This is a genomic window from Flavobacterium cyclinae, assembly GCF_021172145.1.
In the GTDB taxonomy this organism is placed as follows: Bacteria; Bacteroidota; Bacteroidia; order Flavobacteriales; family Flavobacteriaceae; genus Flavobacterium; species Flavobacterium cyclinae.
Map to the genome: position 1 here is coordinate 15,078 of NZ_CP089095.1, position 25,205 is coordinate 40,282.

The 25,205-nt window shown below is 30.9% G+C and carries 23 protein-coding genes; 12 read left to right on the forward strand and 11 right to left on the reverse strand.

All coding sequences use genetic code 11. From position 1 onward, the window contains the following. Positions 1–36: 36 nt before the first annotated feature. The 10 genes from LOS86_RS00090 to LOS86_RS00135 all read left to right on the forward strand — a co-directional run bounded on the left by LOS86_RS00090 (position 37) and on the right by LOS86_RS00135 (position 8,606). A complete protein-coding gene (locus LOS86_RS00090) occupies positions 37–279 on the forward strand; it encodes a hypothetical protein (RefSeq protein ID WP_231842636.1) in 243 nt (80 codons plus the stop codon). Positions 280–355: 76 nt separating this feature from the next. Next, positions 356–1,030 (forward strand): GLPGLI family protein, encoded by a 675-nt coding sequence (locus LOS86_RS00095; RefSeq protein ID WP_231842637.1) that lies wholly within the window; start codon positions 356–358, stop codon positions 1,028–1,030. A gap of 249 nt (positions 1,031–1,279) precedes the next feature. Beyond that, positions 1,280–1,531 (forward strand): hypothetical protein, encoded by a 252-nt coding sequence (locus LOS86_RS00100; RefSeq protein WP_231842638.1) that lies wholly within the window; start codon positions 1,280–1,282, stop codon positions 1,529–1,531. Positions 1,532–1,563: 32 nt separating this feature from the next. Continuing rightward, positions 1,564–2,253, forward strand: coding sequence for a GLPGLI family protein (locus LOS86_RS00105; RefSeq protein WP_231842639.1), 690 nt, complete (start codon positions 1,564–1,566; stop codon positions 2,251–2,253). 352 nt (positions 2,254–2,605) lie between these two features. After that, entirely contained in the window at positions 2,606–3,352 is a 747-nt protein-coding gene (locus LOS86_RS00110; protein WP_231842640.1) for a GLPGLI family protein, read from the forward strand. A 292-nt stretch (positions 3,353–3,644) separates the two neighbouring features. Further along, positions 3,645–3,866, forward strand: a complete 222-nt coding sequence (locus LOS86_RS00115; RefSeq protein ID WP_231842641.1) for a hypothetical protein — start codon at positions 3,645–3,647, stop codon at positions 3,864–3,866. A 48-nt stretch (positions 3,867–3,914) separates the two neighbouring features. Then, positions 3,915–4,616 (forward strand): GLPGLI family protein, encoded by a 702-nt coding sequence (locus LOS86_RS00120; RefSeq protein WP_231842642.1) that lies wholly within the window; start codon positions 3,915–3,917, stop codon positions 4,614–4,616. A 293-nt stretch (positions 4,617–4,909) separates the two neighbouring features. Next, the gene (locus LOS86_RS00125; RefSeq protein WP_231842643.1) at positions 4,910–5,158 is read left to right on the forward strand and encodes a hypothetical protein; all 249 of its coding nucleotides are present in this window, start codon (positions 4,910–4,912) and stop codon (positions 5,156–5,158) included. A gap of 49 nt (positions 5,159–5,207) precedes the next feature. Then, positions 5,208–5,939 carry a GLPGLI family protein gene (locus LOS86_RS00130; protein WP_231842644.1) on the forward strand — a complete coding sequence of 244 codons (732 nt, stop codon included), beginning with the start codon at positions 5,208–5,210 and terminating at the stop codon, positions 5,937–5,939. 6 nt (positions 5,940–5,945) lie between these two features. Then, positions 5,946–8,606, forward strand: coding sequence for a TonB-dependent receptor (locus LOS86_RS00135; RefSeq protein WP_231842645.1), 2,661 nt, complete (start codon positions 5,946–5,948; stop codon positions 8,604–8,606). Positions 8,607–8,731: 125 nt separating this feature from the next. Here the strand turns inward: LOS86_RS00135 and LOS86_RS00140 are convergent, their stop codons facing one another. From LOS86_RS00140 to LOS86_RS00155, 4 genes are all read right to left on the reverse strand, one after another. Continuing rightward, on the reverse strand, positions 8,732–9,175 hold the full coding sequence (locus tag LOS86_RS00140) for a GNAT family N-acetyltransferase (protein WP_231842646.1): 444 nt from the start codon (positions 9,173–9,175) through the stop codon (positions 8,732–8,734). 88 nt (positions 9,176–9,263) lie between these two features. Next, entirely contained in the window at positions 9,264–10,247 is a 984-nt protein-coding gene (locus tag LOS86_RS00145; RefSeq protein ID WP_231842647.1) for a DUF4837 family protein, read from the reverse strand. A 13-nt stretch (positions 10,248–10,260) separates the two neighbouring features. Beyond that, complete coding sequence (locus tag LOS86_RS00150) at positions 10,261–11,766, reverse strand: lytic transglycosylase domain-containing protein (protein WP_231842648.1); 1,506 nt, start codon at positions 11,764–11,766, stop codon at positions 10,261–10,263. Between the two features lie 65 nt (positions 11,767–11,831). Beyond that, complete coding sequence (locus tag LOS86_RS00155) at positions 11,832–13,019, reverse strand: phosphoglycerate kinase (protein WP_231842649.1); 1,188 nt, start codon at positions 13,017–13,019, stop codon at positions 11,832–11,834. A gap of 157 nt (positions 13,020–13,176) precedes the next feature. Between LOS86_RS00155 and LOS86_RS00160 the strand changes: the two genes are divergently transcribed. Together LOS86_RS00160 and LOS86_RS00165 are read left to right on the forward strand one after the other, a co-directional pair. Further along, complete coding sequence (locus tag LOS86_RS00160) at positions 13,177–14,328, forward strand: DNA polymerase III subunit (protein ID WP_231842650.1); 1,152 nt, start codon at positions 13,177–13,179, stop codon at positions 14,326–14,328. Positions 14,329–14,330: 2 nt separating this feature from the next. Then, positions 14,331–14,720, forward strand: coding sequence for a DoxX family membrane protein (locus tag LOS86_RS00165; RefSeq protein WP_231842651.1), 390 nt, complete (start codon positions 14,331–14,333; stop codon positions 14,718–14,720). Positions 14,721–14,842: 122 nt separating this feature from the next. On the opposite strand, the gene LOS86_RS00170 is transcribed toward LOS86_RS00165, so the two are convergent. The 7 genes from LOS86_RS00170 to LOS86_RS00200 form a co-directional block, all read right to left on the reverse strand. Beyond that, the gene (locus LOS86_RS00170) at positions 14,843–15,154 is read right to left on the reverse strand and encodes a GIY-YIG nuclease family protein (RefSeq protein WP_231842652.1); all 312 of its coding nucleotides are present in this window, start codon (positions 15,152–15,154) and stop codon (positions 14,843–14,845) included. Positions 15,155–15,241: 87 nt separating this feature from the next. Further along, the gene (locus LOS86_RS00175) at positions 15,242–17,527 is read right to left on the reverse strand and encodes a helix-turn-helix domain-containing protein (RefSeq protein WP_231842653.1); all 2,286 of its coding nucleotides are present in this window, start codon (positions 17,525–17,527) and stop codon (positions 15,242–15,244) included. Positions 17,528–17,603: 76 nt separating this feature from the next. After that, positions 17,604–18,179, reverse strand: a complete 576-nt coding sequence (locus LOS86_RS00180) for an OmpH/Skp family outer membrane protein (protein ID WP_231842654.1) — start codon at positions 18,177–18,179, stop codon at positions 17,604–17,606. A 241-nt stretch (positions 18,180–18,420) separates the two neighbouring features. Then, positions 18,421–19,269 (reverse strand): class I SAM-dependent methyltransferase, encoded by an 849-nt coding sequence (locus tag LOS86_RS00185; protein WP_231842655.1) that lies wholly within the window; start codon positions 19,267–19,269, stop codon positions 18,421–18,423. Positions 19,270–19,399: 130 nt separating this feature from the next. Further along, complete coding sequence (mnmG, locus tag LOS86_RS00190) at positions 19,400–21,271, reverse strand: tRNA uridine-5-carboxymethylaminomethyl(34) synthesis enzyme MnmG (RefSeq protein WP_231842656.1); 1,872 nt, start codon at positions 21,269–21,271, stop codon at positions 19,400–19,402. 56 nt (positions 21,272–21,327) lie between these two features. Continuing rightward, positions 21,328–21,747, reverse strand: a complete 420-nt coding sequence (gene ybeY, locus LOS86_RS00195) for an rRNA maturation RNase YbeY (protein ID WP_231842657.1) — start codon at positions 21,745–21,747, stop codon at positions 21,328–21,330. After that, a complete protein-coding gene (locus LOS86_RS00200) occupies positions 21,740–25,045 on the reverse strand; it encodes a coiled-coil domain-containing protein (protein WP_231842658.1) in 3,306 nt (1,101 codons plus the stop codon). Before LOS86_RS00200 ends, ybeY begins: the two co-directional genes overlap by 8 nt. Positions 25,046–25,205 lie beyond the last annotated feature (160 nt).

Consider the following 25,205-nt stretch of genomic DNA (forward strand, 5'->3'; position numbering starts at 1 on the left):
ACCAAAAACAAAATACTAATTTTAAAAATTTAAAGAATGAAAAAAATGATTTTTAGTGCTGTAGCACTAATAGCTTTTTCTTTTGCTGGTATGGCAAATGAAATTGAAGAGAAAAAAGTTGAAAATGCAGTAGTTATAACTGATTGTTTCTCTGATGCAATTGATTATTTAAACAGAATTGATCCTAATTATGAATTATCTAACATAGAAGGAGCAAGAATTATGAATGCTTATATTGCCGGATGTGAAAAAGCAAAAAAAATAACATCTGCTAATTAAGATTATTAAGGCTGGTTGATAAAATTTGGTTTTATAAAAATATTTAATTTTTCAATCAGCCATAAAAAAGTATGATATGAGACAAATATTTATTATTAGTTTTATGTTCGGATTTAATTTTTTGTTTTCACAAAGTGGACAAGTTTTTTACGAAGCTATTTCGAAAAAATATCCTGAAACTAAGGAAAAAAAAGTAGATTCATATATTGATGATCTTGAAAAAACAAGAATTACATTTGAATTAAAATTTAATAACCAAAATAGTTTTTTTTATAAATTAAGTTTAAACAAAGAAGATGGGTATAGTTTAGCTGAGGAAACTTTGTTGATTATGCTTGGATTTAAAGAAGTTTATTTTGAATTAAAAGAAAAGGTATTACGCGAAGATTATGGTGAATTTCTGATTAAAACTCCATCAAATCATAATTGGAATATTTCCAGCGAATCTAAAAAAATAGACAACTACTTATGCTACAAAGCTACATGTTCAGAAAGTTATACAGCAAGGGATGGTAAAACCAAAAAAAGAGTAATTACAGCATGGTTTTGTCCTGAATTACCTTATTCATTTGGCCCTTTAGATTTCAATGGTTTACCGGGATTAATTTTAGAACTAGAAAAAAGCGGTAATAAAATTGTAGCAAAATCTATTGTGCTGTCAGATAAGACAATTGAAATAAAAATCCCTAATAAAAAAACAATTACAAAAGAACAATACGACAAAAAAATTAAGGAAAATTCTGAATTTTAAATGCCAAAATACCTAATCCTATTCTTATTTTTCCCAATATTCTCTGTTTCCCAAACCTTAACCGGCACGGTAAAAGATTCGCTTGGAAACCCATTACAAAATGCTAATGTAATTGCTAAATGTTAATTAGATAATAAAAAAAACACCGTAACAAAATAGCACAAAACACCGTAAAATCATTGTTTTGAATAGTATTAATTTGCGCTTGGTTAACCAAAAACAAATTATTAATTTTAAAATTCAAAAAAAATGAAAAAAGTATTTTTTAGTGCAGTAGCACTTGTAGCATTTTCTTTTGCTGGTATGGCAAATGAGATTGAAGAGAAAAAGGTTGAAGAAGCATCAACCGAAAGAGATTGTTTCTTGGAAGCTGATATGACATTAAGAGTGTGGGATGCACTTTATGGCGGTAGTGGTTTGACGGAACAAGAAGAAATTAGATTTATGAACATTTATATTGCAATATGTGAAGGTTATCCTGCGTCAAGTATAATTAACTAAAATTAAATGGGCTCTAAGAGCCCATTAAAAACATGAAAAATATAATATTTTTTTTAATTTTTAACTTTGTGAACAATAGTTTTAACTCTGGTGAAGTTATTTATAAAATAGTTTTACCAGAAGCTAAAGAAATTGATGAATCAAAATATCCAAAACATATTATTGATCAGGTAAAAAAAATTAATGAAGAAAGAAGTCGGTTTGAATTTATATTAACATTTAATAAAAATATTTCAAAATATAAAAAGAAAGAATCTTTAAATCAAAGTGAAAATAATGAATATAAAATAGCATTAAACACCTTTGGAAGTGAAGAAATATATTACAATTCATCAGAAAAGATTTTTATAAAAAAAACTAATTCATCAGAATTAGTAAAATCATATAACAACTCACATTGGATTACACATTCTGAAAATAAAAAAATTCAAAACTTTCTAGTCTACAAGGCAACAAAAGAAGTTAAATATAATTCAAGAGGCAAAGAAAAAAAGAAAACAATAATCGCTTGGTACTGCCCAGAAATTCCGTTTAATTTTGGTCCATTAGATAATGCTGGTTTACCAGGTTTAATTTTAGAAATCAACGATGGAGAAATGTCATATGTTGCAAACAAAATAAAATTAAACAAAACAAAAACAAACATTGTAATTCCTAAAGGCAAAACAATATCTGAAGAAGAGTATTTAACTAAAATAAGAAAAAGATTTGGTGGATATTAAGTATTAAAAAAAATGATTTTTAGTGCAATCGCACTTATAGGGCTTTCTTTTGCTGGGATGGCAAATGAAATTGAAGAGAAAAAAGTTTAAGTAGAAACTATTCAAATTGAAAAATTTGAAAATACGTTTGAAGAATCATCAAACTCAAATGAAACTGGATCGCTTAAGTGTTGGGCTTTTGGAAAATGGTTAAGAGCAAAATTAAATGCAATTTCAGATAATGATGCCTTAATTGATCAAACCGTTGATGCAGCAGTAGATTTATGTAACATTCTAGATGATGCAGGTTTAATCTAATATAAATTTTTACTGCTCTGATTACAAAAATTAGGGCAGTATTTAAAAAAAGAATATGAGAAAAATAATTTTTCTAGTTTTTATTCTATTAAAAATCCCAGTATTTTCTCAAAGTGGGCAAATAGAGTATGTTTCTTTCTTTAAAAGTGATGCTAATAACTACATAATTAAAGAATTAGAAAATATCGTGGAAGAAAATGACTCAAAATTATCATACTCATTAATTGTAAATGGTAATAAAAGTATATTTTTTTCATCAAAAACACTTTCTAGTAAAACAGATAAAATTAATTTGCAAGAAATTAATTCTAAACTAATTGGCACTATTTTTTTAGATCTTAATCAAAGAATATTGGTACAAAAGAAAATTGTTTATGGTGAGGAATTAACTATTAAAGATTCTATTAAAAAATTCAACTGGGAACTAATTAATAATGAAACTAAAATTATAGATAATATGCTTTGTTATAAAGCAATTCATAAAGAAATTATTGAAAAAAAAATTGAAAACGAGAAAAACGAAATTCAGGTTGTTAAAAAAGAAAAAATCATAACGGCTTGGTATTGTCCAACAATCAATATAAATGTTGGACCATTGGGTTTTTATGGACTACCAGGATTAATAATACTTCTTGAGGATGATATTTTTGTTTATCAAGCAAAAAAAATAATACTTAATCTAAATTTTAATCAAAAATCACTTATTGAACCTCCTAAAGCAACAAAATATTTAAATTATGATGAGTATTTAAAAGAATATAATAGATTAAAATCGATTAGAGAAAATATGATGAAATACTAAATTAAATATATCTATTTAATGCCAAAATACCTAATCCTATTCTTATTTTTCCCAATATTCTCTCTTTCCCAAACCTTAACCGGCACGGTAAAATATTCTTTAGAAAAACCAATTTAAAATGCCATTGAAATTACAAAATCTTTAGTTTAAATGTTAATTCGAAAATAAATTTAAAAAATTAACGTTTAAAACCGTAATAATTAGTCTAAAAAACCGTAAAATCAATATTTCTAATAGTATTAATTTGCATTTGGTTAACCAAAACATAATACTAATTTTAAAAATTTAAAGAATGAAAAAAGTATTTTTTAGTGCAGTTGCGCTAGTAGCTTTTTCGTTTGCTGGTATGGCAAATGAGATTGTAGAGAAAAAGGTTGAAGAAGCATCAACCGAAAGAGATTGTATTGCTGAAGCAAAAGCAGCTATCAAATATATGCAGTTTTTAGGTGCTGATGAAGCGGATGTCTTATATGTTGCACAAATAGTAAGAGCAAGTTGTGAGGCTTCAAAATAACAAAAACTAACCAAGCCAAAATTTGGCTTGGTTTATTAAAAGTTTAAAATGAATAAAATATTCCTTTTTTTCGTACTGATTTTCTTTATGTTTTTTCTGTGTCCTCTTTATTCACAAATAAATAAAGCTATATATTCCGTTTCAATAAACAATAAAGAAGATATCGACAAGACATCGCCTTTCAATTCCTATTATAAAATTGCACAAGAAAACAGTAACCAATTTACATTTCATTTGATTTTTTCTAAAGACAGCAGTGATTTTTTTATTAATGATAATCTAGAAATTGAATATCATTCATTTAGAATGGTTAAAGCATTTTCTAGGTATCAAGGTTTTGTTAGAAAAACTAAAAATAAAACTTTTATTGAAAAAGAGATTGATAATAAAACCTATATTTTAGAAGAAAAAACAGTATATAATTGGACTTTAACCACCGAAACTAAAAAAATAGGTAGTTATAATTGTTACAAAGCAACAGCCGAAAAAACAATTAAAAACAAAATAATAGTTCCTATAACGGCTTGGTATTGTCCTGAAATAGCTTATCAATTTGGGCCTAATGGTTACGGGAATTTACCTGGATTAATTGTAGAACTTCAAATTGATAATGTAATTTATGGATTGAAATCCATTAATTTTGATGATAATACTATTAAATTTAAAGAAATTGATTTTGAAAAAATTATTTCTCAAGATAAATACGACGAAATAATCAAAGAAAAAATGAAGTTTATTTTAGATGAATAATTACAAATGCCAAAATACCTAATCCTATTTTTATTTTTCCCAATATTCTCTCTTTGCCAAACCCTAACCGGCACGGTAAAAGATTCGCTTGGAAACCCATTACAAAATGCTAATGTAATTGCTAAACCATAGTTTATGTTATAAATTAGATAATAAATAAAAAAACTAACGTTAAAACACCGTAATAAAATAGCACAAAAAACCGTAAAATCATTGTTTTAAATAGTATTAATTTGCGCTTGGTTAACCAAAAACAAAATACTAATTTTAAAAATTTAAACAAAATGAAAAAAATGATTTTTAGTGCCGTAGCACTTGTAGCATTTTCTTTTGCTGGTATGGCAAATGAGATTGAGGAAAAGAAGGTTGAAGAAATCAATAAAAATGCTGAAACAACTATTGGTTGTGACCATTGTTATGATTATGCTGATTCATTAGATGATGGGACAGATAGAACAAATAAAAAATGGATGAGAAATGTTGACAATTGTAAAGTTGCAAATGGCTGTGAAGCTGTATTTACTGAATTATTAAATCCATAAAAGCAGAATATTCCGCCGAATTTGATTCGGCGGAATTAATTAAAAGAATATGAAACACAGAATAATTGCACTACTTTTTTTTTACATTAATACATTTAGCCAAGAAAGTGGAATAATCACTTACAAATCCTTTTTTAGTGTAAAGCAAGCAACAGAAGAACTTAAACAACAAAACAGAATGTGGTATCAAGAAGAATTAGACCATGAAATGATGGCAAAACAGCTTCGATTCACACTCCAATTCAACACTGAAGCTTCTATTTTTACAATGTCTGAAAACATGATTTCTGATATAGAAAATCAATTAAGTAAGAAATATACTATTGGTCGGTTTTATGGTAGTGATACTTTTTTTATTAACAGAAAAAAAGACACCTTAATTGAGCAACTTACCTATTCATTTGCTACATTATTAAGGAAAAAAAAAGCAAGTTTTATTAATTGGAATTTAACGACTGAAACAAAAGAAATTCAAGGTTATAAATGTTACAAAGCTACTTATACCTATGTACAAAAATGGAAGGGACGAGAATTTTTATGGCCTGTGGTGGCTTGGTATTGTCCCGAAATTCCTATCTCACTAGGACCTACAAGATACTCAGGATTACCCGGTTTGATATTAGAATTACATGAAAACGAAATTGGATATATTGTTGACAAAATTGATTTTGTAAGCCTTCCAAAAAAAATAGTCGAACCCAAGATAGGTGAAATTTTGGACGATGAAGAAATTAATTTGAGGGATCAAAATGTAAAAAATGAAATGTTAAATAGTAAATAATTCTAAATGCCAAAATCCCTAATTCTATTACTACTTTTTCCAATTATTTCTCTTTCCCAAACCTTAACCGGCACGGTAAAAGATTCGCTTGGAAACCCATTACAAAATGCTAATGTAATTGCTAAACCTTTAGTTGAAAAACAAGGGTTAAAATTCTCTATTGCTGATCATTTAGGGAGATATAAATTAGAATTAGAAAAAGATGTTCCTTATGAGGTACGTGTATCGTATTTAGGTTTTACAGAAGAAATCTTAAATCTTCCAGCTAATTTTACTCAAAAAGAGCATCATTTTAAATTAAAAGAAAATGGGCAAGAATTAAAAGAAATTACCATAACCTATGACTACAAACCTGTTGTAGTAAAAAAAGACACTTTAATTTACGATGTCAAAGCTTTTACTAGCGGTAACGAACGTAAACTGAAAGAACAATTAGAAAAGTTACCTGGAGTTGAAGTAGATAAAAACGGCGGTGTTACGGTTCAAGGCAAAAAAGTAACCAAGTTTTTAGTAGAAAATAATTCATTTTTTGGCGGTGGCACTAAATTAGGTGTAGAAAATATTCCTGCCGATGCAGTGGATAAAGTAGAAGTAATTGACAACTTCAACGAAGTAGGCTTTCTAAAACAAGTTTCCGATTCTGAAGACTTGGCCATGAACATCAAACTGAAAGAAGATAAAAAGAAATTCATTTTTGGCGATGTCGATGCAGGTGTTGAAGTTGCAAACGATAACGGATTCTATCTAGGTCATGCTGCTTTATTTTATTATGAACCTAAAACGAATGTAAGTTTCATTGGCGACCTCAACAACATAGGTAAACGCACTTTTTCTTTTCAAGACATGATGCGTTTTCAAGGAGGTGCTAGCAGCTTTATTTCGGGAAGAAAACAATTAACTGATTTGTATTCCTTTGCTAGCGATAACACCGATGTCATTGAAAATAAATCACAATTTAGCGCATTAAACTTTCGTCAAGAAATTAATTCAAAATTAGATGTAGAAGGTTTTGCTATTTTTTCTAAGTTATTTACCCGCACATTAACCGAAAGTACTATTGAATATCTTCAAAACACAACAGCAACTTTAGAAGAACGCATCAATAAAGGTGAAAATAAATCAATTTTAGGCATCGGAAACGTAAAACTTAACTTCACACCTAATACAAAAGAGAAATGGTTTTACAATGGTCAATTTCAATCTAGTGCCAATGATATAAATTCGATTCTAAATTCAAGACTCGATGGACAACAAACTTCGTTTGAAACTTTAAACTCGGCTGATAATATTCAAATCAAGCAGTTTTTAGAATGGCACAAACAAATAAATTTAAAACATACGACAACATTAGTAATAAACCAAAGTTACGACAATCAAAAACCCATTAATACTTGGTTAACCGATACCGAATTCTTAACGGGTTTAATTCCGTTAGAAAATGATTCGTTTTACAACATTCAACAAGTAAAAAAAGTGAAGAACAACAGTGTTGATGCTTTGTTTAAACATTATTGGATTGTCAATAACTACAATCATTTATATACTAATGTTGGTAATAATTTAGGAACTACACAGCTCCAAATCTCAGAAAAACAATACTTAACCGATGGTACAATCAATGATTTTGCAAGCGACGGTTTTGGGAACGACATGGATTATTTACTAAACGATTTGTATTTGGGTTTAGAATATAAGTTCAAAATAGGAAAATGGGTGAATAAACCTGCCATTTATGCCCATTACTATCATTTGAAAACAAAACAAATTGCAGCTGATTACACCTTAAACAATACATTTTTACAACCCAGTTGGTTAAGTGAATATGAATTCAATCAATCAGAAAACTTAAAATTCAATTATCGTTTGGTGAATGAATTTCCAGAAGCGAATCGTTTGTTAGAACGCTATACGTTACAAAGTTATAATTCAGTATTTAAAGGAAATGCGTTATTACGAAACGAACGTTTTCACAACGCAACTTTGAATTATACCAAAACCAGTATGTATCGTGGTTTGATGCTTTTTGCCAATGCAAGTTTCACTAAAAAAGTGAGAACGATCCGTAATGAAATTGGTTTAGACGGCATCAATCAATTTACAACGCCAACCATTACCGATAATCCAGAAACAACTTATCGGGTTTATGGAAATATTGATAAAAAAATTCACAAATTTAGGTTGAGTTTTAATGCTAATTTGTCGTGGTTCAATTATACACAAACGGTAAATAGTCAAACAGTTATTAACGACAGAAACAATCAAAATTTTGGTCTAAGATTACGAACAGCTAATAAAAAATGGCCAAGTGTAAGTGTGAGTTATAATAAAACCTTTAGTCAATTTTCGGGATTAACGAATTCAAAATTAACATCTGACCGATTCGGTTTTGATTTAGACATCGATTTTTGGAAACATTTTAATTTTAAAACCGATTACGAGGTAACCTTAAACGAAAACAGTAATAACATCGCAACTGATTTTAGAATTGCCAATGCGTATTTGAGTTATCAAAAGAAAAACAATCCATTTCGTTTTGAGCTATCGGCTCAGAATTACTTGAATAACGGCACTAAAATCAACAATTCGTTTTCTGATTTTATGATTTCGAGTTCAACAACATACACATTGCCAAGAGTTGTAATGTTGACGATTAGTTATAAGCTCTAAGAAAGTTTTTAGTCGAGGTTTTCAGTCGCACTATAACTACATTTGTGAACTTGGAATTTCCTAGTTCGTATTTGATTATAATTACCTATAATCTGTGTTACTAGCGGTTGAGCTGAGACTGAAAACTAACCCCTTTTCATCTGAATATGCGGAATATCGTCTTCTAAGTACGTTTCGCTAGTTTGAATAAATCCGTGTGATTCATAGAATTTTTTCAGGTACTCTTGAGCTGAAATAGTAATAGCCGTTTCGTTGAAATTTTCTTTAATTGCCTCAATAGAAACGCGCATTAAATCGTGACCGAATTTTTTATCGCGGTATTTTGGGCTAACTACAACACGTCCGATAGATGTTTCTTCAAAATAATAGCCTTTGTTGAACAAACGAGAATAAGCCGCTAAATCGCCATTGTAATACCCTAAAACGTGAAGCGCTTTCTCGTCTTTGCTATCTATGTCTTGATAAACGCAATTTTGCTCCACCACAAACACTTCTGAACGAAGTTGTAGTAATGAATATAGTTCGGGCGTAGAAAGTTCGTTAAATCGCTTTATTTTGAATGTTATCATAATTTAGTGACGGGTGTTGGGTGATGGGTGTTGGAAAAAGATTGTTTTAAAACCTATTACCAATTACCTTTAACCCATTACCAAAAAATTATTTTAAAAAGGTAACGGATTGAATAATTGCTTCTAATTCGAAAACCAAATCACGTTTTGATTTTGATGGGTTATAAGTAAATCCTTCTAAAATTAAATAACGATTGTTTTTAGTGTCTTTGATAGCGTAATTTACAAAAGGACCTGCCATGAAATCGTTTTTCAATTCCCAAGTTCCTTTAGTTAAATAGGTTTTTTTATTGGCAATTTTTTCTTCAAATAGGTAAGGGGCATAAGCGGCTTCAGTAATCATCCAAGTATTGGGTAATGTTCCATGAATGTTAGCTTTTCCTATTTCATCACGCATTTGCGTTATATTAGCAATTATATTGTTGTCTTTTTCAACGGTTTCAATTGGCACTTCATAAATTAAAACACTATTATATCCAGAAGCAAATTCTTTTCTTAACCAAATAAATTTGTCTCTCACCATGTCATATTTATAACCAAAACCAATTTTTAAACTTACCCCAAACATTTTTTGAACTTGAGCATCAGAAACCAAAGATTTTTTCATTCGTACCTGATTTTCAATAATTTCAGAAGCCTTAATGGTTTTTATAATTTCTGAATACTTACTTTCTAAAATGTTTAAAATATCTTCGGTATCAACACCCGAAATAAAGAAAACATTTTGAGGTTTGGCGTATTTATTAGTGGTAGAAGCATAACCCGCTTCATTTCCTTTTTTAAAGATAATGACGTTTCTACTTTTTCGAACAAAGCCTTCAAAAACTTTTGTAGGATATTGATTTAAAGTAAACAAGGGTTCTTCTTGTGGTAAACCATCAACAGGAGCGGCAAATTTTTTACGAATACTATCTCCTATTTCTCCGTTCCATAAGTTATCATCAATAATAATTGAAACATTATTGATTTTTCCATTAGATTCTGATAAGACAGCTTGTGCCTCTTCTTTAGAAGTTTCTTTACAAGCTAAAATCGAAAGAGCAAAAAATGTTAGAATTACTATTTTTTTCATGGTGTTGTAAAATTTATCCGTTAATTTTTAATTTCATTCCTGGTTGTATGTTATCACCACTAATATCGTTCCATTTTTTAATATCTTCTATCGATACCCCTGGAAATTGTCTTGAAATTGAAAATAAAGAATCGCCACTTTTAACCGTGTAAGTTCCGTCATTGTTGGTTTTAGTCTCCACTTTAGCTAGAGCTTTTTTGTCGGAATAAATTTTTAATTTTTTTCCAGCATGAATTGTATTTCCTTTAATGTTATTCCAAGATCTTAAATGTGAAATGGAAACATTATAGCGTTGTGCAATTTTACCCAAACTTTCCCCACTTTTTATGGTGTGATAATGAAGTTTCTTTTGCGATCCTTCATGAAATGATTCATTTTCAGAGGTGGTTGCCACATAAACTTGCTTTTCTTTTTGAGTATCAAGGTAAGTAAGATAGGCGTACACTTTTTCTTCATTTGAAACAAATAATCCCATTTTTTCTTTAGGTAAACGCAAATAGTGAGGCTTATCCGTTTCAAAAGGAATTACTTTTAATTTATAAATCGGATTTAAAAACTCTAATTGCTCTTCAGAAATATCCAACAATTCCGAAATATGTTTGAAAGACATTTGTTTTTTTATCATAATCGTATCCGTTTCAAAATACGTTAATGGTGCTTTATTAGGAATTATTCCATGTTCTTTTTTGAACTCGTAAATGTAAAATGTAGCTAAAAATGCAGGTACATAATTTGCTGTTTCTCTAGGTAAATTTTTACGAATGTTCCAATAATTTTGGCTTCCACCCGAACGACGAATTGCTTTAGAAACATTACCTGGTCCACAATTGTACGCTGCTAATACCATACTCCAATCTCCAAAAATTCCATATAAACTTGATAAATATTGACATGCAGCTTCTGTGGCTTTTAAAGGATCGTATCGTTCATCAACATACGATGTAACTTCTAAGTTATATTGTTTTCCTGTTGGATACATAAATTGCCACAAACCAGAAGCTCCAACACGAGATTTTGCTTTTGGATTTAAAGCAGATTCAACAATAGCTAAATACTTTAATTCTAAAGGAATGTTATATTTTGCTAAATTCTCTTCAAACATAGGAAAATAATATTCCGAAATTGCCATTAAACGCTCAAATGCTTTAGGACGATTTTTTAAAAAGGCTTTAATCGTGTTTTCTAATGCTGGATGATATTCAATATTAAATGGCGATTTAGCATCCATTTTTGCTAAACGTTTCTTTAAAATTTCAGTAGAAAGGTTATAGCTTACTTCGGCATCAATATCAAATGTTTCAATGTCGTTATACATATCATTTGACAATTCAAAATTAGCCAATTCTGAAAGCCATCTTTCATCTATACAATTACTTGTAGTATGATTTACAAACGTTGTTTTCAAAGAATCCAAATAGGACATTTTAGGCAACGGAAGTAAATTTTCTTTTTCTGCCGATTCTTGCGCATAGCTAAAAAAGGTCAATAAAAAAGAGGATATTATAATGGTTTTTTTCATTCTGTAATGGTTTATTGGTTTTAGGTTAATTTTTAATAACCTAATAACCAACATTTTATTGTGTATTATTCTAAAATTGCAGCTATTCCAGGTAATGTTCTACCTTCTAGCATTTCTAACATCGCTCCACCACCGGTAGAAACGTAACTCATCTTTGGTTCTAATCCAAATTGTTTTACAGCCGCAACGCTATCTCCACCACCTACAAGTGAAAAAGCTCCATTAGCAGTAGATTCGGCAATAAATTCACCCAATGAAATGGTACCTTTTGCAAAACTTTCCATTTCAAAAACGCCTAATGGACCGTTCCATAAAATAGTTTTCGAATCTAAAATAATTTGTTTGAAAATAGCTAATGATTTTGGACCAGCATCTAAACCTTGCCATCCATCAGGAATATTTTTCACATCTACTTCTTGCGTATTAGCATCATTTGAAAATGCATCGGCAGCAATAACATCAACCGGTAAATGAATTTGAACGCCTTTTTCTTTGGCTTGTTTTAAAATTTCGATGGCCAATTCTAATTTGTCGTCTTCACAAATTGAATTTCCGATTTTTCCACCTAAAGCTTTGATGAATGTAAACGTCATACCTCCACCAATAATCATGTGGTTTACTTTGTCTAAAATATTTTCAATCACCGTGATTTTTGAAGAAACTTTACTTCCTCCTAAAATGGCAACCACTGGTTTTTCTGAATTTTTTAATACTTTTTCGATGCTTTCAATTTCTTTAGCTAACAAATATCCGAAGCATTTTGCATCTTGATAAAACTGCGCAATAATAGTTGTTGAAGCGTGTGCTCTGTGAGCTGTTCCAAAAGCATCGTTCACATAAATATCACCTAAAGAAGCTAGTTTTTTAGAGAATTCTACATCTCCTTTTTCTTCTTCAGCATAAAAACGTAAATTTTCTAATAATAGGATTTCGCCTGGTTGAAGATTTTTAGCTGCATTTTCAGCAATTTCTCCAATACAATCCAAAGCAAAATGAACTTTTTGACCTAAAATTTCTTCTGTTTTTGCAACGATATGTTGTAAAGAATATTTTGCTTCAACACCTTTTGGTCTTCCTAAGTGGCTCATCAAAATTACACTTCCGCCATCTTTCAAAATTTTATCAATTGTTGGTTTAGCCGCCTCGATTCTTGTAGCATCAGTTACCTTAAAATTTTCATCTAAAGGCACGTTAAAATCTACTCGGATAATTGCTTTTTTGTTATTGAAATTGAAATCGTTAAGTGTTTTCATTTGTTTAGTGTTTTTATTTGAGCGAATGCAAATATAATTTATTGTATTTTAAAATTTTATATCAATTATCATTATTTGCATTTTTTTAAAATATTTTAAAACCAACTTTTTAATTTCTTTTCTACCAATTTTGCTAAAATTTGATTAGGTTTGTTCCATGCTTTTCAAAGATATTTTAGGTCAGGAACATATTAAAAATCACTTAACTAAGAGTGCTGAAGCCGGAAGAATTCCGCATGCACAGTTATTTGTAGGTCCCGAAGGTTGTGGAACACTTCCTATGGCAATTGCGTATGCACAATATATTTTGTGTGGGAATGTTGGCGGAGAAAATATAGGCGAAAACACCACTTGTAACTTAAAATTCGAACATTTTTCGCATCCTGATTTGCATTTTGTTTTTCCTGTTGCGGGAACTGATTCCGTTAAAAGTCATGCAGTTAGTGATAATTTTATGGTAGAATGGCGCCAATTTTTAACTGAAAATCCGTACGGAAGTTTGTTTGATTGGTTGAAAAACCTTGGAATTCAGAATAAACAAGGTTTAATTGGCGTAGATGAAGCTACCGAAATCAACAAAAAATTATCTTTAAAAGCCTATGAAGGTGGTTATAAAGTCATGATCATTTGGATGGCGGATAAAATGAATGGTCCGGCTGCCAATAAATTATTGAAATTATTAGAAGAACCACCAACGAAAACCGTTTTCATTTTAATTACTGAAAACACAGGGGATATGTTACAAACCATTTTATCGCGTTGTCAAGTGATTGATTTTATTGGTTTGAGCGAAAGTGTAATTGCAGACGCTTTGGTTTCACGTGAAAATTGCGAGCCAACAGTTGCGAAAAAAATCGCGCATCAAAGCGAAGGAAATTATAACAAAGCCTTGCATATTTTACGAAAAGAAGACGATGAATTTCCTTTTGATGAATGGTTTGTGGAATGGGTGAGAAGTGCTTTTCGTGCCAAAGGAAATGCAGCCGCTATTAACGATTTAATTGCTTGGAGCGAAAACATCGCTTCTACCGGAAGAGAAACGCAAAAACAATTTTTACACTATTGCATTCACTTTTTCAGACAAGCTTTATTGCTTAATTATCAAGCGAATGAATTGGTTTTCTTAGAAACAAAAGTTCCGAAATTTGAATTGGAAAAATTTGCTCCGTTTGTAAATGGCGCCAATATTTCTGATATTTACAAAGAATTAGAAGATGCTATTTACCACATTGAAAGAAACGGAAATAGCAAAATCATACTAACCGATTTATCTATAAAACTAACACGATTAATCCATAAAAACGCATAATTATGATACAAGTTGCTCCTCTTTTAGTCTTAGCTTTTTTAGCCATCACTTTTTTACAATCTGGATATGATAAAATTAAAGATTGGAAAGGCAATGTAGAATGGTTAACCGGTCATTTTGCGAATACCATTTTAGCAAAACAAGTTCCAATGGCATTAGGAATTGTTTTAGTATTAGAAGTAGTTTCGGGAATTTTATGTGTTTCTGGAATTATCCAACATTTAGTTCAAGACGTAGTGATTAGAGGTTTAGGATTTTATGGTGCTATTTTGTCTTGTATTACTTTACTTTTCCTTTTATTCGGTCAACGTTTAGCAAAAGATTACGATGGCGCTAGAACGATTGTAATTTACTTTATTCCAGCCGTTTTAGTGGTTTTTTGGTTGAATTAGTTTTTATATCAACGAAATTTCAATTATACAAGAGACGCTTAACAGCGTGACAACTTTACGGATAATTAAACGTAATAAATCTACACAACGTTTGTCATGCTGTCAAGCATCTCTTTTAATTCTTATGAAAAATGATTATTCAGGAATTCCATGTTGGGGTTGAATTCTTTTATTAACTCCAATTTCAAATCTCTCCTTAAAAGTTTAATTTCCTTTTCTCTAGCAATTGCTTGTTGGATCCAACCGTATTTTTCGTAATAAATCAAATAATTAAGATTGTATTTTGCTGTAAAACAGTTTGGATTTAGTTTTTCGTTATGTTCTTGTAATCTTCTTTTTAGATTATTTGTAACACCAGTGTAAAGGACGTTTTTGGCTTTGTTTGTTAGGATGTAAACGTAAAAGTTATAAATTCCTTCTGTGAATTCGATCATGATTTTGGCTTTTAAAGTATTAATTGTATTGAAATGTTTTGAGTGGGATGCTTGACAGCATGACAACTTTGAGGTTAAAAATTCTATTTAACCCAAACTCGCTTTATACAATCGAAGCTCATCCCAAGAGAATTGATCGCCGTGAATTTCTTTTAATTCGCCTAAGCTTTCGCCTTTAAAATCTTTGAAAGCAGTTCTTAAATCGGAAATTTTATCTTCTGGTAAAATGTCGGAAAGTTGCACGATTTCCATTTGGATTAACTTGGCAAAATGATTGTAAATCGTTTGTGGTGTTAGCTTTCGGTGTTTTGCGATTTCGTAAATGGATAAGTTTTGTTTCCACAGTTCCAAAGTGTCTTCATAAGTAGATTTCTTTGGTTCTTTTGTTTTTTTCTTTTTGGTATCGGTGTAATAGGAAACGTCTTCGTCGTCTTCCACTAAAGCAGCGTGTGAAGTTCTAAATCGTTCAGCAACAATGACTAACTTATTAATTTTGTAAGTACTCATGTCTTCCGAAATTAAATTTTTCTTCGAAATTTCTTTTCCATCGACAATAATATTGGTTAGTAATTTTGCTTTTTTAAGTTGTAGAATCGCTTTGATTTGAAGTTCTTCTAAAACTAATAATTCGTCATAAAAAGCTTTTACTTTTTTAATGCGTTTTACTTCTTCGATTTTCAACAACAATTCTTCTACAACTATATCTAACGTTTTGAAAAAGTACTGATAAGCTGCATCACATCGCTCTTTCACGAAATTCACATCTAGATTTTGATCGGAAAAAATTTTATGCAATTGCGACATAAATTTCCCAGATGGTTCGAGAATTTCGGCGATTTTATCGTGTTGGTTTTTTGCCCAATCTTTATGCTTGGTTTTTGGTGATTTTGGTCCCGAAGTTTCGGGATTCGAATTATAACTGAACAAATGATTGCGCCATTCTTGACCTAATTCTTTGAAATCAAATGAATTAAGTAACGTATTTAACCAGAAAATCAAGGTTTCTTTAGCTAATGAATGTTGTAAGATTTCTTCAGAGGCTTTGTTTTCGGCATAATTCAGTACTTCTTCATCACTCGAAATGCCATTCATTCGCAACGGAGAAAGCAAAATAAGCCCTTTTAACGAACGTAAACGCGATAAAGCCACATACGCTTGTCCAGGCGCAAAAACTTGCGATACATCCAGCGCTGCTTTGTCAAAAGTTAAGCCTTGACTTTTATGCACCGTAATTGCCCAAGCTAATTTGATAGGGTAGTGGACAAAAGTTCCAATGACTTCTTCCTCAATTTCTTTAGTGTTTTCGTTGACTTTGTAGCGAATATTTTGCCATTCGTAGCGTTCTACTTCAATTGTTTTGTTTTCTTCGGGAAAATGGACAAAGATTTCTTTTTCGGTTAACGAGCTAATAACGCCCATTTTTCCGTTGAAAAATTGTTTTTCGAAATTCAAATCGTTTTTAATAAACATTACTTGCGATCCGACTTTTAGCTGCAATTGTTCTTCTAACGGATAAATTTTTTCAGGAAAATCTCCGGTAATTTCTGGTATATAAGTGAATTGTTTTCCTTCTAAATCTTTTAAAGACTGAGCATTTATGGTATCAGCTTTAGCATTATGAGTCGTTAAAATGATAAAACCTTTGTTTTTCTTTAGATCAAAATTAGGTTGTACAAATTGATTGAGAAGTTGCACATCTTCTGGAGTGATTTTATTATGCCGTAAATGGTTCAGAACATCGATAAATTCAGCATCGGTTTGACGAAAAATCTTATCTAATTCGATATACAAAGGCGGAAATTGTTGTATTACGTGCGAATGAAAAAAGAACATGCCTCGGTAATAATTCTTAAGCATTTCCCATTCTTCATTCTTTACAACAGGTGGTAATTGTAATAAATCTCCTATAAAAAGAACTTGAACACCACCGAAAGGACGTTCGTTTTTACGTACTTTTCGCATCATAAAATCCATCGCATCCAACACATCGGCACGGAGCATGGAAACTTCATCTATAACCAACAATTCCATATTTCGAATTACGGAACGTTTCATATTATTCATCTTAAAATGACGACCTAACGAATCCCGATTTTCGAATTTTACAGTGTCAGAAAAATGTGGAAGTTGCTTATTATCAGGTATAAAGGCAGCAAAAGGTAACTGAAACATCGAGTGAATCGTAACACCATTTGCATTTAATGCGGCAATTCCAGTAGGCGCAACCACAACCGTATTTTTATGAGTTGTGGCAATAATTTCTTTTAAAAGGGTGGTTTTTCCGGTTCCTGCTTTTCCGGTAAGGAAGATGGATTTATTGGTTTGATTAATAAATCGAAGGGTGTAATTGGCTGCGGCTGATATTGATTCCATATGGCGTAAAATTTTATAACACAAATATATAGAAACGAATAGAAATAAAAAAGTCCTGATTTCTCAGGACTTTCAATTATTTTTTCTCTTCTTCTTTAGTAGCTACTTTATCGTCTTTCTTAGTAGCTTTGTAAGTATCATTAAGCTCTTTCAAAACTTCTTTAGTAATGTCATATTGATCTTTCGCATAAAGAACTGTAGCAGCATCACCTGTACCATAGATATAATCATATCCTTTTTTCTTTCCGTAATCTTTTATGAATTTTTTTACTTCGCTAATTAAAGTATCTTTCAATACATTTCCTTCTTGTTGTAATTGTTGAAGTAATGCATTTTGCTCCATGCCTAATTCTTGCTCTCTTTGAGTTAATTCGGCACCTTTTTGTTGTGCCCATTGTGGTCCTTTAACTTGTGCGTTTTTTTGGAAGTTTTGTGCTTCAGCTTGAAATGCTCTCACTTTAGCTTCTAAAGGTCGACCCAATTCTTGAGATTTAACTTTAAATTTATCGTCTTCGTCTTTAAACTTCTCATATTTCTCAATAATTTCAGAAGTGTTGATATATGCTGTTTTAAATTCTTTTGAATTTGTTTCTGTTTTGTTACATGCTAAAACGCCTAATGCAACTCCTAAAATCAATACTATTTTTTTCATTGTTGAATGTTGGTAATTAATAATTTTTCGTAAAAGTAATAATAAGTTATAAAGTAACAAATTTGTTGCTTTTTAATTTAATTTCGTCACATAAGAAATTCTTATTGTAATTTTAATATTCGATAAGATTTAACTATAAAAAATAGCTTTCATAATTGAATTTAAAACAATTTTCTGTTTTTTTGGAACAAATCATATCAAATATGATGAAAAGTTGTCTAAAATCGTTTTAAAATAAATTTTATTTGTTTTTTAAGACATAAATATGCGATGAAAACTCTTTTTTAAAGAAACCCGATACATTTGATATAAAACCAATAAAAAATCCTGAAATGAAATTCATTTTTCCAGTTTTGTATTTTTCTGATAAAAGTGACACATAAAAACTATCAAACCACATGGGTTTAATATCTTCAAGATTCATATTTTGTTTGTCGAATAATTTTTCAATTGCTGTTTTTGAGAAATGCCATAAATGTCTTGGCACATCATAAGCTGCCCAAAACTCTTTATAATATTTTGCGTCGTACGATTTGAAATTGGGAACTGCAATAATAATGGTTCCAGAAGGTTTTAACAATCGCTTTAATTCTGCTATCTGATATTCTACATCTGGAACGTGTTCTAAAACATGCCACATAGTAATCACATCAAAAGAATTACTTTCTAACTTTTCTATTGATTCAGCAAATTTGATTCCTTTACCTACAGCAATTCCTTTTGCTTTATCATTTGGTTCTACACCTAAAATTTCCCAATTTTGATTTTTACATTCCAAAAGAAAATCTCCTGTTCCAGCTCCGATGTCTAAAATTCTTCCTTTCAAAGGTTGGTAAGAAGTAATTAAACTTACTTTATCGCGAATGGCTTTTCTTTTGATGAAATGATACATTTTTTCAAACATAGTTCGTTTTCCATCCGTATGAGAAATATAATCTTCAAATTCGTAATACGAACCTAATTTATCTAAAGTAGGTTGGGGATGCGTTTTTAAAATTTGGTATTCCTCGTTTAACAACAAAGAAAAAGATTCTCCAGAAACTGAAAAATCATTAACAGTAATAAAACTTTTATCTTCTAAAAAATTCATTTTTTTATTTTTATGCGAAAGCTATATTTTGTAGGGGTTTACAAAGTTGTTTCACGTGAAACATACTCAGTTGGCAGTCGCAGTGTTCAGTCGCGGTTAAAAAAATGGAAACTAAGACTGAAAACTGAGACTATCTACCCATATATATTAACAAGACCGAAATATCACTTGGCGAAACTCCACTAATACGAGAAGCTTGTGCGATAGTTCTTGGTCGAATTTTATTTAATTTTTGTTTGGCTTCAATTGAAATGGATTTGATTTTATCAAAATCGAAATTCTCTGGAATGATTACATCTTCTAAACGTGTTAATTTATCAGCATGATTTTTTTCCTTTTCAATATAACCCGAATATTTAACTTGGATTTCGGCTTGCTCTACAATTTCTTCATCTAAATCATGTTCGGCAATATAATCAGCTACTTTTTTGAACTTTTTAAAATCTTCTAGATCCAATTGAGGACGAGAAAACACTTTAAACATTTTGTCTGGCTGACTCATAGGAGATGATCCTTTTTCTTCTAAAATAGGATTGGCCTCATTTGGTTTCAAACTTGTTTCTTTGAAGAAATTCACCATGGCATCCGATTTAGAGAATTTCTCTTCCATGCGACGAAGACGTTCTTCTTTCGCAAGTCCAATTTCATAACCTTTTGGTGTTAATCTAAAATCAGCATTATCCTGACGCAATAATGTTCTGTATTCAGCACGAGAAGTAAACATACGATATGGTTCTTCTGTACCTTTAGTAATTAAGTCATCAATTAAAACGCCAATATACGCCTCATCACGTTTTAAAATAAAAGGTTCTTTTTCTTGAACTTTTAATGCTGCATTAATTCCCGCCATTAAACCTTGAGAAGCCGCTTCTTCATAACCAGTAGTTCCATTTATTTGTCCTGCAAAATACAAACCTTCAACTAACTTTGTTTCTAAAGTATGTTGCAATTGTGTAGGAGGGAAGTAATCGTATTCAATAGCATAACCTGGTCTAAAAAACTTTACATTCTCAAAACCTGCTACTGAACGCAATGCTTTGAACTGAACATCCTCTGGAAGCGAAGTTGAGAACCCGTTAATATAATATTCACATGTTGTCCAACCTTCTGGTTCTACAAACAACTGATGTCTTTCTTTATCTGCAAAACGATTAATCTTATCTTCAATAGAAGGACAATATCTTGGGCCAATACTTTTAATTCGACCGTTGAACATTGGACTTCTATCAAAACCTTCACGTAAAATATCGTGCACTTCTAAAGAAGTATACGACATCCAACAAGAACGTTGTGTTTTTAAAGGAGCAGTTAAATTTGAATAGGAGAATTTTTCCGGACGTTCATCACCAGGTTGTTCCACCATTTTAGAAAAATCCAAAGAACGACCATCTACACGAGGAGGCGTTCCTGTTTTCATTCTTCCAGATTCAAATCCTAATTTCACTAAATCTTCCGTGATACCGAAAGAAGCGCTTTCGCCAGCACGACCACCACCGAATTGTTTATCACCAATATGAATCAAACCGTTCAAGAAAGTTCCGTTTGTCAACACAACAGTCTTTGCTTTAATTTCAATTCCAAGAGAGGTTTTCACTCCAACAATTTTTCCATTTTCAGCTAAAATCCCAGCAACCATTTCTTGATAAAAATCCAAATTTGGAGTATTCTCCAACATCGATCTCCATTCATCAGAAAAACGCATTCTGTCCGACTGTACTCTTGGCGACCACATTGCTGGTCCTTTTGATTTATTCAACATCTTGAATTGAATTGCGGTTTTGTCTGAAACAATTCCAGAGTATCCACCCAACGCATCAATCTCGCGCACAATTTGCCCTTTTGCAATTCCACCCATGGCAGGATTACACGACATCTGTGCAATATTTTGAAGGTTCATTGTCACCAACAAAGTAGAGCAACCCATGTTGGCAGCAGCAGCAGCAGCTTCACAACCGGCATGACCAGCACCAACAACAATTACATCATATTGATTTAAAAACATCTTTATAAAAATTATGTTTCACGTGAAACATTTAAAAAATTTTCTAGTTTATAAGCTTAATGTTCCACGTGAAACATTTGCATTTTTTCTTCTTCTTTAGCGCGCATTAAAGCTTCGTCTTCTATTGATTTATCTTTGTAACCACAATAGTGTAAAACACCGTGTGACAAAACGCGTTTCAATTCCTCCTCAAAAGAGACGTTAAAATCATTAGCATTATCTTGAACACGTTCCACAGAAATGAAAATATCACCTTGTAATACATTTCCTACTGTGTAATCAAAGCTAATAATATCGGTTAAAGTATCATGATCAAGGTATTCCACATTAATTTTATGAAGGTATTCATCATCACAAAAAATGTAATTGATTTCCCCTTCATCGAATCCTTCTGATTCTATAATACGTGAAATCCAATCCTCGTATTGCGCTTCGTTATCTAGTTCGAAATCTGTTTCGTAATTAAAACTAATCATTGCCTTTAAAATAGTTTTGAACCTTTTGGTTAAAATTGGGTTGCAAAGGTAAGCTTTGTCTGTTTAATATTTCAACACTATTAAGATATTCTTTTAATTCCTTAGAAAGTGGAGTAGTAGAACCATTATAGTTTTTGTCATTCGTTTTAGACTGACGCTTGGTGTCTTCTCCTTGTTGTTGTATAGCTTTTTCTAATTTTAAAAGTTCGTGTTTCAAATTCAACATCTTTTGCAAGGTTTCATTCTTAAAACCTTTATTGATTAATTGCTTTTCAATATCTTTCATTTGATTCAAAGCATTCTGACCTTGACCAGTCATTCCCTCTTTTTCTAATGCTTTCTGTAAAGCATCGCGGAGTTGTTTTTGTTCTTTTAAAATTTCTAATACTTTACCAGCATCACCTTCAGAACCATTTTCCCCATCTTCACCATTCTCACCAGATTGTCCTTTTTGTTTTCCTTCACCAGGTTTTACACCTGGCTTTTGACCAGGTTTCATACCTTCTTTCATTATTTCTCCTAAACCTTCTTGTTGTTTAATAATATCTGGAAGTTGCATTCCACCTTTACCTTTGCCAGGTTTTGGATTTCCTTTACCTGCAACTTGTCCTTGCATTTCCATATTCATTTCGCTCTGAACATTACTTAAGTAATCCGCCAAACGGTTAGCAGAAGTTAAAACATACTGTTGATGTGAAGCTCCTTTTGTAATATTATTATCTGCCAAATTTTCTAATGTCTTATCTAAATTATAATGGATTTCGCCAACTTCATTTAAGATAGTTTCCGTTATTTTAGGATTGCGCAAAGCAACAGCAAACAAACTATCATCAACATGTTTGAACTGAAGTTTTAAGTCTTGCTGCTTTTTTAAAACTTTATTTAATTGTAAAGAACGAACTTCAGTTGAATTAGTAGTTTTAATTAATCGTTCTTCATCAAAAGAAAAAGCCAATAAATTATCTAAAATTTGACGTAACAATTTGGCATCTTCTTGCATTTGTTCCATATCACCCGACATCATAGATTGCGCCATTTTTTGACTCATCTTTTTCATTTTAGAAGCAGCCGACTTTTGTTTAGGTTTAGCTTTGGATTGCTTTTGTTTTTGTAAATCATCTGAAGCTTTCTCCATGTCTTCTTTTACAGATTCTTGCTCATTCTTATCATTCGGAATATCCATAGGAGCTTTTAACTCTTTATTTTCTTTGTCCAAATCTTGAAGCTCTTTTTGAATATCTTCGAATTCTTTATTAATCGCATCTTGATTTTCTTTATTGTTCTCTTTAGCGTTGTCTGCTAATTTTTCTTCTTTATCAGCAAGCTTGTCTAATTTATCTGCGATTTGTTCTGCTTTCTTTTCAACATAGAAACGCTTAGTTAACTCAACTAATTGTTCTAAATTTTGTTGTTGATTTTTTGCATTTTGTTTCAGCTTATCAGCTTTGTCGAACAATTCATCTTTTTGAAGTTTCTTAGAAAGCTCTTCTAATTCTTTCAATAATTTTTCGTTTTTTTCAGCTTGCTTTTCTGCTTCTTCTAATCTTCGAAGTAATTCTTCTTTGTTTTTATCTTGTGTTTTTGGATCAAACTCTTCTAAATTTTCTGAAAGCTTTTTAGTAAATTCTTTCATCATTTCGTCTTGTTGTTTTTGACGATTGATAAAGTCTTCTACTTTCTTTTGATCTTTGAAATCTAAAGTCGATTTCTCCTTATTCATTTTTTGTAACTTGTCTAATTCAGAAATTTGCTTCTCTTGATTTTGAAGCGATTTTTCTAAACTATTGATGTTTTCATTCTGTTCTTGCAACTGATTGTCCTCTTTTTGAACATCCGTAAGTTCATAATGAAGAAAAACAGATGATTTTGCACTTTTAAAATTGTTAACTAAATCATTATCAAATACTTCAAAGTAATATTCATAGTTTACACCTTGCTCAATTGATAAACCGTTAGGAAAAGAATAAATGAATTGATCAACAGCTTGATTTTTGATTGGTAAATTAGCTTTTCGAACTGCATTTGGATTTCCTTTAGGATAAAAAACAACTTGCAGTTTAGATAAACCATAATCATCAGAAACTTGACCAATCATCATTTTAGATTTTAACTTTAATGAATCCGGAGCAATTTGAACTGAAATACTTGGATATTGATCTTTAATAATTGCAATATGATAAGCTAACTTTTCAAATTCAGCAATACTTCTGTTTGAAGTAATAACTTCATAATTCAAATTGTCAACAATTCTTCTTGATAATGAAAACGTATTTTCTTTAGATGAAAAAGGACTAACTTGATTATTCGATTTAAAACTAACTTTATCTGTAGCTAATGCATTAATTTTCCAACTCACAACAGTTCCTTCGGGAACAACTGCATTTCCAGTTCCTTGAATCGTTTCCGATTTCTTACCTAAATAAGAAGGATACTGCAACACCATTTCGAAATTAGCAATCGTAGGAACATCAACAACATCAAGTTGGTATTCTTTAGAATTCAATCCGTTTGCTTGAAAAGAAAACGAAATGTCTTTTATTACTTTAGAGAATGTATATTCAAAAATTCCAGGTTTTGTATTTTGAAGAAAGTATTCTTCATCTCCAATTTGAATAGCAACATTTTCAGGAATAACTTTTCCTTCTGTTTTTACTTGAATTGTAAAATCAGAATTCTGTTGTGCAATTAACGATTTATTCAAAACCACAAATTCAAAAGGAGCAGGAGGAGCAAATTTGGTTTCATAATTCACCACACGAGCGAAACTCTTAGAAATGATTTCAGAATTTCCGGTTACGAAAAACAGTATCAACAATACAATTGGTAAAATTGCATAAGGTAAAAACTTCTTATTCTTAGCAAAATTGACTGCATTTGAAAAAGGAATTGGTTGTAATGAAGACGCTTTTTGTTCGATGGAAGCCGCTAATAATTCCGATGTTTGACTTTGATTTGCCAATTGCAGAAAGTTCAACAACTTGTCTTGCACTTCAGAAAAATGATTTCCGATGATTTCTGATGCTTGTTCATAATTGATTCCTTGTTGTAATTTGAACAATTTAAACAATGGAAAAGCAATAAAACGAATCAATAAAAAGGATTCAACACCTACAAACAACCAAAACAAAATGGTTCTTCCGGATGTTGATAACCATAAAAAGTATTCAATCAATAAGGTAAAAATGAAATACAACAAGCCCAATCCGATGAAAAGAATAACTCCTTTTATCAGTTCGTTGGTGTAAAACTTCTTGATAAACGCTTCTAGTTTATCGAAAATAATGCTTTTTGCTTCCAAGATTGTTGATATACTGTTTATAACCGATAAAAATACAACATCTTACTAGATTAGTCAATAGGTTTTGGTGAATAGTTAATATTTTGAGAGTCGAAGTGTTGATAACCACAATATTTTCTAAATTCTGAATTCTTACTTCTAAATTGTAATTGTATCTTTG

Bases quoted from the DNA above. Each gene is read 5' to 3' on its own strand.
- LOS86_RS00140 (WP_231842646.1), bottom strand. From the start codon at position 9,175: ATGATAACATTCAAAATAAAGCGATTTAACGAACTTTCTACGCCCGAA.
- LOS86_RS00170 (WP_231842652.1), bottom strand. From the start codon at position 15,154: ATGATCGAATTCACAGAAGGAATTTATAACTTTTACGTTTACATCCTA.
- LOS86_RS00180 (WP_231842654.1), bottom strand. From the start codon at position 18,179: ATGAAAAAAATAGTATTGATTTTAGGAGTTGCATTAGGCGTTTTAGCA.
- LOS86_RS00160 (WP_231842650.1), top strand. From the start codon at position 13,177: ATGCTTTTCAAAGATATTTTAGGTCAGGAACATATTAAAAATCACTTA.
- LOS86_RS00090 (WP_231842636.1), top strand. From the start codon at position 37: ATGAAAAAAATGATTTTTAGTGCTGTAGCACTAATAGCTTTTTCTTTT.
- LOS86_RS00130 (WP_231842644.1), top strand. From the start codon at position 5,208: ATGAAACACAGAATAATTGCACTACTTTTTTTTTACATTAATACATTT.
- LOS86_RS00165 (WP_231842651.1), top strand. From the start codon at position 14,331: ATGATACAAGTTGCTCCTCTTTTAGTCTTAGCTTTTTTAGCCATCACT.
- mnmG (WP_231842656.1), bottom strand. From the start codon at position 21,271: ATGTTTTTAAATCAATATGATGTAATTGTTGTTGGTGCTGGTCATGCC.
- LOS86_RS00185 (WP_231842655.1), bottom strand. From the start codon at position 19,269: ATGAATTTTTTAGAAGATAAAAGTTTTATTACTGTTAATGATTTTTCA.
- LOS86_RS00150 (WP_231842648.1), bottom strand. From the start codon at position 11,766: ATGAAAAAAACCATTATAATATCCTCTTTTTTATTGACCTTTTTTAGC.
- ybeY (WP_231842657.1), bottom strand. From the start codon at position 21,747: ATGATTAGTTTTAATTACGAAACAGATTTCGAACTAGATAACGAAGCG.
- LOS86_RS00110 (WP_231842640.1), top strand. From the start codon at position 2,606: ATGAGAAAAATAATTTTTCTAGTTTTTATTCTATTAAAAATCCCAGTA.
- LOS86_RS00095 (WP_231842637.1), top strand. From the start codon at position 356: ATGAGACAAATATTTATTATTAGTTTTATGTTCGGATTTAATTTTTTG.
- LOS86_RS00125 (WP_231842643.1), top strand. From the start codon at position 4,910: ATGATTTTTAGTGCCGTAGCACTTGTAGCATTTTCTTTTGCTGGTATG.
- LOS86_RS00115 (WP_231842641.1), top strand. From the start codon at position 3,645: ATGAAAAAAGTATTTTTTAGTGCAGTTGCGCTAGTAGCTTTTTCGTTT.
- LOS86_RS00100 (WP_231842638.1), top strand. From the start codon at position 1,280: ATGAAAAAAGTATTTTTTAGTGCAGTAGCACTTGTAGCATTTTCTTTT.
- LOS86_RS00155 (WP_231842649.1), bottom strand. From the start codon at position 13,019: ATGAAAACACTTAACGATTTCAATTTCAATAACAAAAAAGCAATTATC.
- LOS86_RS00135 (WP_231842645.1), top strand. From the start codon at position 5,946: ATGCCAAAATCCCTAATTCTATTACTACTTTTTCCAATTATTTCTCTT.
- LOS86_RS00145 (WP_231842647.1), bottom strand. From the start codon at position 10,247: ATGAAAAAAATAGTAATTCTAACATTTTTTGCTCTTTCGATTTTAGCT.
- LOS86_RS00120 (WP_231842642.1), top strand. From the start codon at position 3,915: ATGAATAAAATATTCCTTTTTTTCGTACTGATTTTCTTTATGTTTTTT.
- LOS86_RS00105 (WP_231842639.1), top strand. From the start codon at position 1,564: ATGAAAAATATAATATTTTTTTTAATTTTTAACTTTGTGAACAATAGT.
- LOS86_RS00175 (WP_231842653.1), bottom strand. From the start codon at position 17,527: ATGGAATCAATATCAGCCGCAGCCAATTACACCCTTCGATTTATTAAT.